Below are 14,805 nucleotides of genomic sequence, written 5' to 3'. Positions count from 1 at the left end.
TCAATCCAGAAATTCGGGTTTCTGTTTGCTCATATGGGCGGCCATGGCCACGCGCAAATCGTTGGATTGCAGCATGGCGGCGTTCCAGGTGGCAACGTACTCGAGACCGTCGTCGATGCGATGGTCGCGCATGTAGCTGATCATTTCCTTGGTGCCGGTGATTGCAATCGGCGACTTGCCCGCGATGTCACGAGCAATGTCCATCACGCCTTCGATCAGGCTGTCCTTGTCGCTGTAGACGCGATTGACCAGGCCGATACTGCGCGCCTCTTCGGCGCCAAAGGTGCGACCGGTGTAAGCCAGCTCACGCAGCATGCCGTCACCCACGATCCGTGGCAACCGTTGCAGAGTGCCGACGTCGGCCGCCATGCCGATATCGATTTCCTTGATCGAGAATTGTGCGTCTTCGGCGGCGTAGCGCATGTCGCAGGCGGCGATCAGGTCGATGGCGCCACCCAGGCAGTAACCCTGGATCGCCGCGAGCACCGGTTTGCGGCAATTGTCGACCGCATTGAAAGAGGCTTGCAGGGTCAGGATCTTCTTGCGCAGCAGGCGCGCATTGCGGCCGACGTCCTTGCCCAACTCATTGGCCACGCCGGCCAGCATCATCAGGTCGATGCCCGAGGAAAAGTGCTTGCCGGCGCCACTGAGCACCACCACCCGCACTTCGTCGGTGTCGTCGATCCATTGGAACACCTCGACGATTTCACTCCAGAACGCGGCGTTCATCGAGTTGATCTTTTCCGGACGATTGATCTGCACATGGGCGATGTTGTCGGCCAGTTCGACGCTGAAGGCGGTGTATTGAGTCATGGCAGAAATCCTTTACCGGGCTGAAAATGAGGCCCGAACTATAACAAGGCACCAGCACGGCGGTTCGGCCAAATGCGGGACTCTAGCTCCCCTTCACAGCGACAAATGCAGCGGTCTCGTAAGGCACGGTCAGCACATCCCTGCCGCGCAGCTCGGGATCGGACGCGATCAACGCCCGTAGCTGCTCATCGATCCGTGCCCGTTGTGCATCCGGCAGCGCCGCGATGAAACTGGTGGAACGCACCCGGTTGAAAATCACATCCTCAGGTGCACCTGTGTGACCGTGGTGAAAGTGTTCTGCCTGTAATGGCCCGAACGCCGGATGCGGGAACACCTTGCGCCACGCACCGGTGTAATAACGCGGGGTGTCGCCCTCCTGCGCATTGACGATCGCGTCGAGTTTCGGCACCCAACCGACGCTGGTGTCGCGCAGGTTCCAGATCAGCCCGAGCTTGCCGCCCGGTTTCAGTACACGGGCGATTTCATCCAGTGCCTCGGTACTGGCGAACCAGTGAAAGGCCTGAGCACAGACCACCGCATCCACCGACGCGTCGGGCAAGGGCAGATCCGTCGCCATCGCACTGACGGCGAGCACCTGTGGCCAACTGGCGGAGAGCTTGTCCAGCATCTGTGCCACCGGCTCCACGGCAATCACCTGTGCGCCGGTCGCCACCAGCCGTCCGGTGAACTTGCCAGTGCCGGCGCCCAGGTCGATAACGGTCTTGTGCGCATCAAGGCCCAACGTTCCCGTAAGCCAGTCGGTGACGGCCGGCGGGTAGTCCGGCCGACCTTTGACGTAGGTGTCGGCGGCGGTTTTATAGCCAGCGGCGGCGGAATGATGAACCTGATCTTTCATGGCGCAACTCCCAGGGTGGAACGACAGTTCGGCGACAGACGTCTCGAGCATAGCGCTCGATTTTGGGCTTTCCTTGAATGGCACCTGACAAAGCAATGAATAAAATTTCACCCTGCGGTGTTCAAAGACAAACGCAACCCACTGTGGAGCCTTGCCCATGACCCTTCGTTCCGTTATGTTCGCCGCCCCGTTGCTGATGGCCGCGGTGCTGTCGAGCCCTCTGGCCCTCGCCCATGGCGATGAAGACGAGCCGGTCCAGAAACCCAACTGCCCGAAAGGCCAGGTGTTCGACAGCAAGACACAGAAATGTGTCAGGCAGACCAGCAGTCTCGTTCCGGATGCCGACCGCACTGACTATGCCTATCGCCTGGCCAAAGACGGCCGATATGAAGAAGCCCTCGCCTTACTGGACACCTTGAAACAGCCGAACACTGCCAAAGCCCTCAACTATCGCGGTTATGCCACGCGAAAACTGGGCCGAACCGACGAAGGCATCGGTTATTACCTGCAATCGGTGAAACTCGATCCGCAGTACGCGCAAGTCCGCGAATACCTGGGCGAGGCCTACGTCACCAAGGGTCGCATCGACCTGGCGCAGGAGCAGTTGCAGCACATCCAGAAGATCTGCGGCACGACCTGCGAGGAATACCGGGACCTGGCCGAAGCCATCAACGATTCATCGAAAACCTGACACGACACGCGGAGGCGAACATTTTCAGCGATCAGGCCTTCAGAGCCGAACTCGGGCAACACTTGGCGCGCCTGTGGCGTTACGGCTTGCTGCTGTCGCGCAATCGGCACGTGGCCGAGGATCTTGTGCAAGCCACCTGCGTGCGGGCGCTCGAGCGTTCGGGCCAGTACGTGGCCGGCACGCGCATGGACCGATGGCTGCTGAGCATTCTGCATTCGATCTGGCTCAACGAAGTGCGCGCCCGCCGGGTGCGCCAGGGCCAGGGTGTGGCGGATGCCGAAAGTCAGCTGACGTTCGATGGCGAATACGCCGCGCAGACCCACGTGATGGCCGCGCAGGTGATCCGCCGGGTCGATGCGCTGCCGGAAACCCAGCGTGAAACGGTGTATCTCGCGTACGTTGAGGGCCTGTCCTACCGCGAAGTCGCCGAGATCCTGCAAGTGCCGATCGGCACAGTCATGAGCCGTCTGGCCACCGCGCGCCTGAAACTCGCCGAGTACCCGCCGCTGCAAGCGGTGCCGAAGAACCCCGCAGGAGACCGGCAATGAATACGCCCTCCGACGAGCAACTGGTGGCGTATCTGGACGATGAACTGGACCGCGAACAGCGCAGCCAGCTCGACAGCCTCATCGCCGACGACCCCCTGCTGAGCTTGCGAGTGCAGTGGCTGAGCCGCAGCAACCTGCCATTCAAGGCGGCCTACGACGAACTGGCGCTACAGGCGCCGCTCGACCGTTTGCAGGCCCGGCTCGATGCCGCGCCGTCACCGCAGAAACCCGGTTTCAGCCGGCGCTGGTTCATCGGCGCAACCGCAGCGGGCGTGGCACTCGCAGGTGTCGCGGCGGACCGTTTGTTTCTTGCCTGGCAAACGCAGCAATCGCATAACTGGCGCGAGCTGGTGGGCGATTACATGGCGCTGTATGTGCCACAGACCCTCGAACATTTGCCCACTGATGAGGCCTCGCAACTGGCGCAGTTGCGAACCGTCGATGCGCGGCTGGGCGTAAGCCTGTCGCCAGCGAAACTGAAACTGCCGGGCGCACAGTTCAAACGCGCGCAATTGCTCGAGTATGACGGCGTGCCCATCGCCCAGATGACCTGGCTCGACGCCACCCACGGCCCGCTGGCGCTGTGCGTCACCCGCTCCAACAGCGGCAGCCAGCCGCTGGCCCATGAACGCCGCCACGGGATGAACGTGGTGTACTGGACCGAACGTGAACATGCCTGGATGCTGATCGGCCATCACCCGGCTTCCGAGCTGGAAGACATGGCGAAAATGTTCAAGACCCGGCTGAACGTTTAAAGAATTTTGTCACTATGCTGCCCAGGTGATTTTCCAAGAAGGATGGATTTATGCCGATTTCGCCACGCACCGCCCTGCTGGTCATCGACGTGCAGAACGACTTCATTCCCGGCGGCCAGTTGGCCGTGCCCGAAGGTGATCTGGTCGTTCCGCTGATCAACCGGCTCGCCGGGCAGTTCAAGCAAGTGGTCATTTCCCAGGACTGGCACCCGGCCGGGCATGCTTCGTTTGCCTCCAGCCATCCCGGCCGCCAGCCCTACGATCTGATTCAACTGCCGTATGGCGAGCAGACGCTGTGGCCGGATCATTGCATTCAGGGTTCACGTGGTGCCGAGTTTCATTCGGGACTCGACTTGCCCCACGCACAACTGATCATCCGCAAGGGTTGCAACCCGGACATCGACAGCTATTCGGCGTTTCTGGAAGCGGATCGCGTCACGACCACGGGTCTGGCCGGTTATCTGAAGGAACGCGGCATCGACACGGTGTACATGGTCGGGCTGGCGCTGGATTTCTGCGTGATGTTCTCTGCGCTGGATGCGCGGGCGGCGGGGTTTAACACTTTTGTGGTGCTGGATGCGTGCCGGGCGATTGATTTGAATGGCTCGCTGGCGGCGGCGATCGAGCGGATGCAGGTGGCCGGGGTCGGGTTGATCCAGTCCACTGAGATCCTCTAATTTCCACCCAGCGCACTGATCGTTCCCACGCTCTGCGTGGGAATGCCGCCATGGACGCTCTGCGTCCACTGTGAGGCGGAGCGTCACGGTATGCATTCCCACGCGGAGCGTGGGAACGAGCATTACATGGGGGTTGGCAGCCAGAGCCTGAACCGCGCCCCGCCCAACGGCGAGCTTTCCACGGTCAACGTCCCGCCCTGCGCCTCCAGCGCCCGACGACTGATCGCCAGCCCCAGGCCAAACCCGCCCGTAGCCCGATCGCGGCTGCGGTCCAGTCGATAGAACGGCTCGAAAATCCGCTCCCGCTCATCTTCCGGAATGCCGATGCCGTCATCATCCACCCAGATCTCACAGCCCTTCGGACAAACCTGTACGCCAATCTGAATGCGTTTCTCGCAGTAGCGCATGGCGTTGCGCAGCAGGTTCTGAATTGCGCGGGCCGTCAGACGCGGGTCGAGGGAGAAGCGTTCCAGCTGATTGTGCAGCAGCACATCGATGACGATTTCCGGGGATTCCAGCTCTTCGTCGACGCTGCCCAGAATGCTGTCGATGAACTCGTCCAGCGACACTTCGACCTGCTCCGGCAACTTCGCCGGATTCTGCAGGCGACTGTAGGACAGCAACTCCAGCACCAATTCATCGAGTTCGCGAATGTGCGCGACCAGCCCCTGCAGGCGTTCGCGACTGGCTTGTGGCAGCTCGTCGGACAGCGCCAGTGCCAGACCGAAATCCAGGCGGGTCAGCGGCGTGCGCAGTTCGTGGGACACCGCATTGAGCAAGTCACGCTGCTGGTTGAGCAGGTTTTCGATATCGCCGGCCATCGTGTCGAACACATGAGCCAGACTGCCGATGTTCGAACTCGATCCAATCTGCGTGCGCTCGCTCAAATGCCCTTTGCCGAAACGCTCGGCGGTGCCTTTGAGACGTTCGAGGTCGCGCCAGTGCGGACGAAACCAGAGCAATAGGCACGCCAGCAGACTCGCGCCGATCAGCACGTTGATGCTCCAGTACAACAGATTCACGTCCATCGGATCCGGCGGCACCACCATCTGCACTGCCATTTCGTCATTCAGCGGCGTGACCGCCAGGGTGCGCCAGCCCCAATCGCCGATGCGCACCACGTTCTCGCCACGGCGCAGACGCTCTTGCTCGATCGCCGTGAAATCGGCGTCATCAATGCGAGCGAGCACGATGTGCAGCGGCTGGAAATCCTTGTCCATCGAGGCCGCGAGCGCCGGCCACTGATCCTGCGGCACCGCGCGAAACTGCTTGGTGATCAGCGATTGCAGGCCACGGGAGTAATCAAGGTTGTAAGTCACGAACCGATCCCTGAACGCCATCACCACCAGATCCGGCACCAGATAGATCGCCGCGCTATAGGAAACGATCGTCACCAGATAGAGGCGAAACAGGATTCTGAACATCGGCTCAGCATTCCCACTCGGAACGGCTGAACAAATACCCCTTGCCCCACACTGTCTTGATCTTGCGCGCCTCGCCGGCGTGATCGTCGAACTTGCGTCGCAGCTTGGAGATCGCCACGTCCACCGACCGGTCGGTGCCGTTGAACTCGATGCCGCGCAGGCGTTGCAGGATTTGGTCGCGACTGAGCACTTCGCCGGCATGCCGGGCCAGTACCACCAGCAGGTTGTATTCGCCGCTGGACAGTTCCACCGGTTGTTCGCGCCAGGTCACCGTGCGCTCCGACAGGTCGATGCACAGGTTGCCCATCAGGATTCGGTCGTTGGCGGTCATCGGTTCGCCGAGGCTGCTGCGCCGCAGCAAAGTGCGCACCCGCGCCAGCAGGACGCGCGGCTCGCAGGGTTTGGTGACGTAATCATCGGCGCCCATTTCCAGGCCCAGCACCTGATCGTGGCTGTCATCGCGGGCGGTGAGCATCAGGATCGGCAGCGTCGCCGAATCGGCGCGCAACAGCCGACACACCTGCAAGCCGTCGAGGCCCGGCAGCATCAGGTCGAGAATCACCAGATCCGGTGGATTGAGCCGCGCCCGTTCGCGTACATGGTCGCCTCGGCCGATCACGCTGACGGAATAACCGTTACGTTCGAGGTAACTGGAGATCAGTTCGGCGAGGGCGGTGTCGTCTTCGACCAGAAGAATGTTGGGCATTGATGATCCAGATATTGCAGTGGTGTTTGTCAGGGCCTCTTCGCGAGCAAGCTCGCTCCCACATTGAATTTGTGTCGTTCACAAAACCTGTGGGAGCGAGCTTGCTCGCGAAAGTGGCTTAACAGTCACGAAATAATTCAAGGCGTAAAGGATATACGCCCTCACTCGTACCTGAGCAAAACCCTTACACAATTTCACACAGCAGCTACAAAGCTTCACCGCTACCCTCGGCGACTGTCCGTAGGATGCGCAGATCAATATTGGGGGTTGTACATGTCGAAGAATCTGCTGGCCGGGCTCGGCCTGATCGCATTGGCGCTGACGCTGAGTGCCTGTGATAAATCCTCGAACGCCGAGGAACAGGCGCCGCCGGCCACCGTGCGGATCGAAACCCTTGAGGCGCGCCCCCTGTCGATCAGCAGCGAACTCAGCGGTCGGATCGCCGCGCCGCGCATTGCCGAAGTCCGCGCCCGGGTAGCCGGCGTGGTGCTGCAACGCACTTACCGCGAAGGCAGCGACGTGAAAAAGGGCGACGTGCTGTTTCGCATCGATCCGGCACCGTTCAAGGCTGACCTCGACAGCGCCGAAGCCGCTCTGCGCAAGGCCGAGGCCAACGCGTTCCAGGCAAAGCTGCAAGAGCAGCGCTACGCCCAGTTGATCGACGACAAGGCCATCAGCGCTCAGGACTACGACAACGCCCGGGCCAATGCCCGGCAGACGGCCGCCGACGTGGCCGCCAACAAGGCTGCCGTCGAGCACGCGAAGCTGAACCTTGGTTACGCCACCGTCACCGCGCCGATTTCCGGGCGTGTCGGTCGCGCTCTGGTGACCGAAGGTGCGCTGGTCGGCCAGAACGAAACCACGCCCATGGCGCTGATCCAGCAGTTGAACCCGATCCACGCCGACCTGACCCAGTCGACCCGCGAACTGAATGAGCTGCGTCGGGCATTCCGTTCCGGCCAGTTGCAACAGGTCGGCCAGGATCAAGTCAAGGCCACGTTGATCCAGGACGACGGCAGCCTCTATCCCCTGCCGGGCAAGTTGCTGTTCAGTGACATCACGGTCGATCCGGGCACCGGACAGATCATCCTGCGCAGCGAGTTCCCCAACCCGGATCTCGATCTGCTGCCGGGTAGCTACGTTCGCGTGCGTCTGGAACAAGGCGTGATTCAGCACGGCCTGACCGTGCCGCAACGCGCGGTGCAGCGTGACAGCGCCGGTGTGGCGCAAGTCCTGACTGTCGACGATCAGATGCGCGTCGCCCAGCAACCGATTCAGCTTGGCGCAGTGCAAAACGACCGCTGGATCGTCACCGGCGGCCTCAAGCCCGGCGACCGCATCGTCATCGAAGGCCTGCAACACGCCCGTCCGGGTGAAGTGGTGCAGATCGACGACACCCCTCTTCCACTTGCCCAGACCTCTGGTCAGTAAGCAGGACGCTCTTCTATGCCGCAGTTCTTTATCGACCGCCCGGTGTTCGCCTGGGTCGTCGCGTTGTTCATCCTGTTGGCCGGTGCGCTGGCCATCCCGCAATTGCCGGTGGCGCAGTACCCCGACGTCGCGCCGCCGCAGATCGAAATCTATGCCGTGTACCCGGGCGCCTCGGCGCAGACCGTCGACGAAAGCGTGGTCAGCCTGATCGAGGAAGAGCTCAACGGCGCCGATCACCTGCTGTATTTCGAATCCCAGAGCAGCCTCGGCAGCGCCACGATCAAGGCCACTTTCCAGCCGGGCACCAACCCGGAACTGGCGCAGGTCGATGTGCAAAACCGCCTCAAAGTGGTCGAGTCGCGCCTGCCGCAAGCGGTCAACCAGCAGGGCTTGCAGGTGGAAAAAGTCTCCGCCGGTTTCCTGCTGCTGATCACCCTCACCTCCAGCGACGGCAAGCTCGATGACGTGGCGCTCAGCGATTACCTGGCGCGCAACGTGATGAACGAGATCAAGCGCATCGACGGCGTCGGCAAGGCCCAGCTGTATGGCGCCGAGCGGGCGATGCGGATCTGGGTCGATCCGCAGAAGCTGATCGGTTTCAACCTGACGCCGGCTGACGTCAACGCCGCTATCGTCGCGCAGAACGCCCAGGTCTCGGCGGGCAGCATCGGCGATCTGCCGAACCCGAGCACTCAGGAAATCACCGCGACGATTCTGGTCAAAGGGCAGCTTTCGACGCCGGAAGAGTTCGCCGACATCGTGCTCAAAGCCAATCCGGACGGCTCCACCGTGCGCATCAAGGATGTGGCGCGGGTCGAGATCGGCAGCCAGGAATACCAGTTCGGCACCCGTCTGAACGGCAAGCCGTCCACCGCGGTCGGCGTGCAACTGTCGCCGGGCGCCAACGCCCTCAGCACCGCAACGCTGATCCGGGCGAAGATGGACGAATTGTCGCGCTATTTCCCGGCGGGCGTGGAATACAAGATTCCCTACGACACCTCGCCATTCGTGAAGGTCTCGATCACCAAAGTGGTCTACACCCTCGGCGAGGCCATGTTGCTGGTATTCGCGGTGATGTTCCTGTTCCTGCAGAACATCCGCTACACCCTGATTCCGACGCTGGTGGTGCCGGTGGCGCTGATGGGCACCTTCGCAACCATGCTGGCGCTGGGGTTCTCGATCAACGTGCTGACCATGTTCGGCATGGTGCTGGCCATCGGCATTCTGGTGGACGACGCCATCGTGGTGGTGGAGAACGTCGAACGGATCATGGCCACCGAAGGCCTGTCGCCGAAAGAAGCGACCCGCAAGGCGATGACCCAGATCACCGGCGCGATCATCGGCATTACGCTGGTGCTGGTGGCGGTGTTCATCCCGATGGCGTTCATGCAGGGCTCGGTGGGCGTCATCTATCGCCAGTTCTCGCTGTCGATGGCCACTTCGATTCTGTTCTCGGCGTTCCTCGCGCTGACCTTGACTCCGGCATTGTGCGCAACACTGCTCAAGCCGATCGCCAAGGGCGAACATCACGAGAAAACCGGGTTCTTCGGCTGGTTCAACCGCCGCTTCGAACAACTGACCAATCGCTATCAGGGCTGGGTCGGCTACGCGCTGAAACGCACCGGGCGCTATCTGCTGATCTACGTTGTATTGCTGGTAGGTCTGGGCCTGTGCTTCGCGCGCCTGCCCTCCTCGTTCCTGCCGGTCGAAGACCAGGGTTACACCATCACCGACATTCAACTGCCGCCCGGCGCGAGCAAGAACCGCACGGTGCAGGTGGTCGAGCAGATCGAAGCGCACAACGCCGGCGAACCGGGCGTGGGCGACAGCACGGTGATCCTCGGTTTCAGTTTTTCCGGCAGCGGGCAGAACGCCGCATTGGCCTTCACCACGCTCAAGGACTGGTCGCAGCGTGGCAGCGACGACTCGGCCAGCTCGATTGCCGACCGCGCCAACATCGCCCTCAGCCAGATCAAGGACGCCGTAGCCTTCGCCGTACTGCCGCCGCCGGTGGACGGTCTCGGCACGTCCAGCGGCTTCGAGTTCCGCCTGCAGGATCGCGGCGGCCTCGGTCATGCGACCTTGATGGAAGCGCGTAGCCAGTTGCTGGAAGCCGCCGAGAAAAGCCCGATCCTGATGAACGTGCGTGAAAGCGCCCTGGCCGAAGCACCGCAAGTGCAACTGGAAGTGGACCGCAAGCAGGCCAACGCGCTGGGCATTTCCTTCGCCGACGTCGGCAACGTGCTGTCCACCGCCATCGGTTCTTCGTACGTCAACGACTTCCCCAATCAGGGGCGGATGCAACGGGTTGTCGTGCAGGCTGAAGGCGATCGTCGCAGTCAGGTCGATGATCTGCTGAAAATGCACGTGCGCAACGACGTCGGGAAAATGGTGCCGCTGTCGGCATTCGTCCGCGCCACGTGGACTCAAGGGCCGGCACAGCTGACCCGCTACAACGGCTACCCGGCGATCTCGATTTCCGGCGAGCCGAAACCCGGCCACAGCACCGGCGAAGCGATGGCAGAAATCGAACGTCTGGTGGCACAAGGGCCTAAAGGCCTGGGCCAGGAATGGACCGGGCTGTCGCTGCAGGAACGTTTGTCCGGCAGTCAGGCTCCGATTCTGCTCGGTCTGTCGCTGCTGATCGTGTTCCTGTGTTTGGCGGCGTTGTACGAGAGCTGGTCGATTCCGACTTCCGTGCTGCTCGTTGTGCCGTTGGGCGTGCTCGGTGCGGTGCTGGCAGTGACCCTGCGCGGGATGCCAAACGATGTGTTTTTCAAAGTCGGCCTGATCACCATCATCGGGCTGTCGGCGAAGAACGCGATCCTGATCATCGAGTTTGCCAAGAGCCTGTATGACGAAGGTCACGATCTGATCGACGCCACGCTGCAAGCGGCGCGCCTGCGGTTGCGGCCGATTGTCATGACTTCGCTGGCGTTCATTCTGGGCGTGGTGCCGCTGGCGATTGCCACCGGCGCGAGTTCGGCGAGCCAGCAGGCGATTGGGACCGGGGTGATTGGCGGGATGATTACGGCCACATTGGCGGTGATCTTTGTGCCGGTGTTCTTCGTTGTCGTCATAAAGTTCGTACAACGATTCAGCAAACCCCACTGATCTCAAATGTGGGAGCGAGCTTGCTCGCGAAAGCGTCGACACATTCAAAGTGGATTTTGGCTGACCGGACGCATTCGCGAGCAAGCTCGCTCCCACAGAGGTTTGCAAACATCCAGCGTTATGTTCACACCTGCCAGCGCTGGGCTAAGGTATCTGAACCACCCTGGCCCATCGAGTTCCCATGCGCTTCCTCGCCCGCACCCACCCTCGCCTCTCTGCCGCCTTCCTGCTCGGTCTCGCCGTGGGCCTGCTAGCACCCGCCGATTCCGTTATCAGCAAGATCCTCATCGGCTGGAATGCCGGGGTCTGGACCTATCTGGCGCTGATGCTCTGGCTCACCGCCCGGGCCAAGGCGCCGGACGTCCAGCAGATTGCCGTCATCGAGGATGAAAACGCAGGGCTGGTGTTGTTTGTGGTGTGTATTGCGGCGCTGGCCAGCCTGGCGGCCATCACTCTGGAGCTGGCCGGCAGCAAGGATCTGGAAACCACCCGCAAACTCCTGCACTACGGCTTTACTGCGCTGACGGTCATCGGCTCATGGCTGCTGATCGGGGTGATTTTCAGCGTCCACTACGCCCGGCTGTTTTACACCTGGGACGGCAAGGAACCGGCTCTGCGCTTTGCCGAAGGCCTGACGACGCCCAATTACTGGGACTTTCTGTACTTCTCGTTCACCATCGGCGTGGCGGTGCAGACAGCTGATGTGGGTGTGGCAACGCGGGAAATACGCAAGATCGTGCTGGCGCAGTCGTTGATCGGGTTTGTGTTCAACACGGCGATTCTTGGGTTCTCGATCAATATTGCGGCAGGGTTGTTTGGTTGACAAAAAATACTGCATGAACAGCACTGATGCTTCACCTTTTCCGACGTTTGTAAACTGTCAGGTATGACAGTTTACAAACGTCGGCCTTAAGCGCTCTGATAGGGAATCCGGGAAGTTCCATTACCTGGATATCCAATGTCATCAATGCAGAGACAACTTTTATGAAAAATATCAAAAGCATTCCCAAGGCCGGTAATTGCTCTGGAACCGTTGGCGCTGACAAGCCATTCAATGCCCAACTGGTAGAGCTGACATCAAAAGTATTTCCCCCTCCATTTGGTTCAACTTTGGTCATGCTTGCCCGGCATCGAGAACCACACCCGAGCTACAAAACAAAAGAAATCCATATTTCGTTCGGTAGAAGTTTGGCGAATGATGAATACATTGTCACGCCAGAGTCCAATCAGGTTCGTATCACCTTTGTCGACAACACTGTATCGACAGAGCCTTTGATTTATTCGCAGAAAAGCGGAGTCGCTACGTTGGCATTTGACAATGAAGAAGGCATTTTTTCGGGAAAATTAACAAATGTCGTACTGCTGAATCAGGACGAAGAAGACGCAGAGCTGCTGGTCAACCTGGATTTCAGTGCGCACGGTGATGTCTATAGCGCAGGATTCAAAAAGAATTTGAAGGTTGCTTGAGACGCATGAATATTGGCACGCAATAAAAAGGAAGCATTGGCTTCCTTTTTTATTGATCTCTCATTACAGCGTTGTCTAGAAGTTATAACGGGCACCGATATTCAAGCCTATTGGCCGCTCTATATTTTTCCCGCTGCTGTAGTCCGCATCAAAGTGCACCTGCAGGCGGTCGGTCATGGCAATTGCCACGCCAACAGCCAGTTCACCTCGACTCCCCGACAAGTCATTATTGAATACATTGTTGTTGACTTTGACTTCATTGTTTTTCGCGAACTCGTGCACCATCGCGACACGGGCGTAGGGTTGAACTTTCAAATCGCGTTCGAGCGTAAATGTGCGTCCCACGGTCATGCCGGCCTCGCCCAGGAGTGATCGAGTACGGTCGCCATCGGCTTGCATGTCGTTATTCAGGGAAAAATGCTTGCCCTCAATGACCACGCCGGACCACTTGGTGTAGGGCTCAATGAAAACGCCATCATCCAGTTTGATGTGCCGCCCCAGCTCGACTGAACCACCCACCCCCGTGTTGTCATAGTCGCCCTTGGCCCTGCCACCGTCGCTCAAGCTGACTTTTGCGTTGTTGCGAAAGCGGTTCACCTTGAGTACCCCATCAACGTAATAACCGCTGAGCGGGTCAATCCAGGTGAGGTAGGTTCCCAGATAATTGCTTGTAACCGTGCCGGAAGTTCCGCCATCCAGGTTCAAATCCGACTTGCTGTGCCCTGCCATCACGCCGATCAGCCATTGTCCGTCTCCAAATGGCAGTGGAGTATCAGCGCCTAACGTAAAACCCTGCTGGGTTTGTTGGTAGCCGACACCTGAGGCATCGGCGACATTGTATTTGTTGCCATAGGTACGCCCCCAGGCACCACCTTGCCCGCCGTTGAAACGCAACTCGCCCATGCGCGAACGCAGTGAGGCAAGTTCGCCATACCACACGGTCGGCGCAGTGTTGAATAATGCCAACACCGAACGCGCTCCAGGGCTGACCGTTGTGGTTGTTGGATCAAGAATCCAGTCATTGCCGTTTTTTTCCAGACCGTATGAGTAGGTGCCAAGGTCGACCGGACGATTCATGAAGAACTCTGCATTGCCCCCGGCAGTCTGCACCACCCGGATCGGTTGACCGGCCGCCGGATCAACACCGGAACTGCTGATTGCGAGCTCATGGCGCCCCGTCGCTGTCCCCGTCACATTCAGCAAGTCTGTCTGACCCGTGGCGAAGTCAGTGCCCAACTCGAAACGGCCAGTTCCCGCCAGTCGTCCGACGTTTAATTGATAAAAAGCATTGTCATCGCCGAAGCGCACGGTGCCACCGTTCAAAGTAAGGTTTTCAATCTGGCCATCGCCCACCAGAACCCAACGAGATGTGTCGTTGATGGTTGCATGAGAAACGTTTTCCAAACGCCCGGTCAGCGCCGAGTTGTTTTGCAATACCAATTCAGCGGTGCTGCCAGCTTCATTGATGACATTGCCATTCAAGGTACTGTTATTCACCTTCATCGAGGCCGTTGCACCGCCCCGTACATCCAGTATTGTGCCGTTGCCTGCCACCAGATTCGCATTGTCCAGAGTGATGGTCGCTCTGGACGATCCAGCGTTGGCGAAGTCGACCAGAATGGCGGAGCCCGTTACGCCTTCAACGGTTGTCTTGGTAAGGGTCAGTGTCGCAGGCTGCACGGAGTTACCGTCCAGCCCAATGATTACGCCGTATTGTCCTCCTATGATTGTGCTGTCCGTTGCCGTTGCCTGACCGCTCGCCAGGCGCACCCCGTAACTGCTGGCACCCGTTGCCTGAAGGGTTGAGTCGACAATATCCAGACGACTGAACGCGCTGACCAATGCGCCGCCCGTCACGCCGGTTATAACACTTTTGCCGCTTACGGTGGCAGTCGATCCGGTCAGGGTACTTGCATCACGCACAACCTGAAGCCCGACCCGATTACCATTGATCGTGCTGTTTTTGATGCTGCCATCGCTGTTGACAAGTGTCACCGCTGCCAAACCACTTACACCTGAAACGTTCGCGCCGCTCAGATTAACCTGTGAACCATTGCGGGCAGCAATTTGTTGAGTATTACCCGCATTGACATTGAGGACTGAAGCATCCGTGTTGATAAACAAGGTGTCAGCACCATTGACATTCAAGGTTGCATTGGAACTGAGCGTCCAGTCCTCGGGAGTGCCTCCAGTAATCGTTGTAGTCCCTCCGATCAGATTTCCTGCGATGGCGATTTGCGAAAACAGAGCTAGAACAGATGAAAGCACTATCCCCCAATGGATATCGCGTAGAAGTACATTCGATATTTTTCTTTGCATAGTG

13 protein-coding genes are annotated in these 14,805 nt (G+C 59.7%); 8 read left to right on the top strand and 5 right to left on the bottom strand.

Going from position 1 to position 14,805, the window contains the following annotated elements:
• Complete coding sequence (locus CAF63_RS18325) at nt 1–813, bottom strand: crotonase/enoyl-CoA hydratase family protein (RefSeq protein WP_085687118.1); 813 nt, start codon at nt 811–813, stop codon at nt 1–3.
• Between the two features lie 82 nt (nt 814–895).
• On the bottom strand, nt 896–1,669 hold the full coding sequence (locus tag CAF63_RS18320; RefSeq protein WP_085687116.1) for a class I SAM-dependent methyltransferase: 774 nt from the start codon (nt 1,667–1,669) through the stop codon (nt 896–898).
• Between the two features lie 157 nt (nt 1,670–1,826).
• Between CAF63_RS18320 and CAF63_RS18315 the strand changes: the two genes are divergently transcribed.
• From CAF63_RS18315 to pncA, 4 genes are all read left to right on the top strand, one after another.
• Nucleotides 1,827–2,360 (top strand): tetratricopeptide repeat protein, encoded by a 534-nt coding sequence (locus CAF63_RS18315; protein WP_085687114.1) that lies wholly within the window; start codon nt 1,827–1,829, stop codon nt 2,358–2,360.
• A gap of 62 nt (nt 2,361–2,422) precedes the next feature.
• On the top strand, nt 2,423–2,908 hold the full coding sequence (locus CAF63_RS18310) for a sigma-70 family RNA polymerase sigma factor (RefSeq protein WP_085687112.1): 486 nt from the start codon (nt 2,423–2,425) through the stop codon (nt 2,906–2,908).
• On the top strand, nt 2,905–3,663 hold the full coding sequence (locus tag CAF63_RS18305; protein WP_085687109.1) for an anti-sigma factor: 759 nt from the start codon (nt 2,905–2,907) through the stop codon (nt 3,661–3,663). The genes CAF63_RS18310 and CAF63_RS18305 overlap by 4 nt, the downstream gene beginning before the upstream one ends.
• A 50-nt stretch (nt 3,664–3,713) precedes the next feature.
• Nucleotides 3,714–4,340, top strand: a complete 627-nt coding sequence (gene pncA / locus CAF63_RS18300; protein ID WP_085687107.1) for a bifunctional nicotinamidase/pyrazinamidase — start codon at nt 3,714–3,716, stop codon at nt 4,338–4,340.
• A gap of 122 nt (nt 4,341–4,462) precedes the next feature.
• On the opposite strand, the gene CAF63_RS18295 is transcribed toward pncA, so the two are convergent.
• Both CAF63_RS18295 and CAF63_RS18290 read right to left on the bottom strand, forming a co-directional pair.
• Complete coding sequence (locus tag CAF63_RS18295; protein WP_085687105.1) at nt 4,463–5,764, bottom strand: ATP-binding protein; 1,302 nt, start codon at nt 5,762–5,764, stop codon at nt 4,463–4,465.
• A 4-nt stretch (nt 5,765–5,768) separates the two neighbouring features.
• A complete protein-coding gene (locus CAF63_RS18290; protein ID WP_007960391.1) occupies nt 5,769–6,470 on the bottom strand; it encodes a response regulator transcription factor in 702 nt (233 codons plus the stop codon).
• Between the two features lie 273 nt (nt 6,471–6,743).
• On the opposite strand from CAF63_RS18290, the gene CAF63_RS18285 reads away from it, so the two are divergent.
• The 4 genes from CAF63_RS18285 (at nt 6,744) to CAF63_RS28505 (ending at nt 12,482) form a co-directional block, all read left to right on the top strand.
• On the top strand, nt 6,744–7,901 hold the full coding sequence (locus tag CAF63_RS18285) for an efflux RND transporter periplasmic adaptor subunit (protein WP_085687103.1): 1,158 nt from the start codon (nt 6,744–6,746) through the stop codon (nt 7,899–7,901).
• A 15-nt stretch (nt 7,902–7,916) separates the two neighbouring features.
• Complete coding sequence (locus tag CAF63_RS18280) at nt 7,917–11,015, top strand: efflux RND transporter permease subunit (protein ID WP_085687101.1); 3,099 nt, start codon at nt 7,917–7,919, stop codon at nt 11,013–11,015.
• A gap of 181 nt (nt 11,016–11,196) precedes the next feature.
• Entirely contained in the window at nt 11,197–11,838 is a 642-nt protein-coding gene (locus CAF63_RS18275; protein ID WP_085687099.1) for a DUF1345 domain-containing protein, read from the top strand.
• A 161-nt stretch (nt 11,839–11,999) separates the two neighbouring features.
• Nucleotides 12,000–12,482 (top strand): hypothetical protein, encoded by a 483-nt coding sequence (locus CAF63_RS28505; protein ID WP_143492469.1) that lies wholly within the window; start codon nt 12,000–12,002, stop codon nt 12,480–12,482.
• Nucleotides 12,483–12,557: 75 nt separating this feature from the next.
• Here the strand turns inward: CAF63_RS28505 and CAF63_RS18265 are convergent, their stop codons facing one another.
• A complete protein-coding gene (locus CAF63_RS18265; protein WP_085687094.1) occupies nt 12,558–14,801 on the bottom strand; it encodes an autotransporter outer membrane beta-barrel domain-containing protein in 2,244 nt (747 codons plus the stop codon).
• Nucleotides 14,802–14,805 lie beyond the last annotated feature (4 nt).

Source organism: Pseudomonas sp. B20(2017) (genome assembly GCF_002113125.1).
In the GTDB taxonomy this organism is placed as follows: Bacteria; Pseudomonadota; Gammaproteobacteria; order Pseudomonadales; family Pseudomonadaceae; genus Aquipseudomonas.
This window is presented reverse-complemented; position numbering and strand designations above follow the sequence as displayed.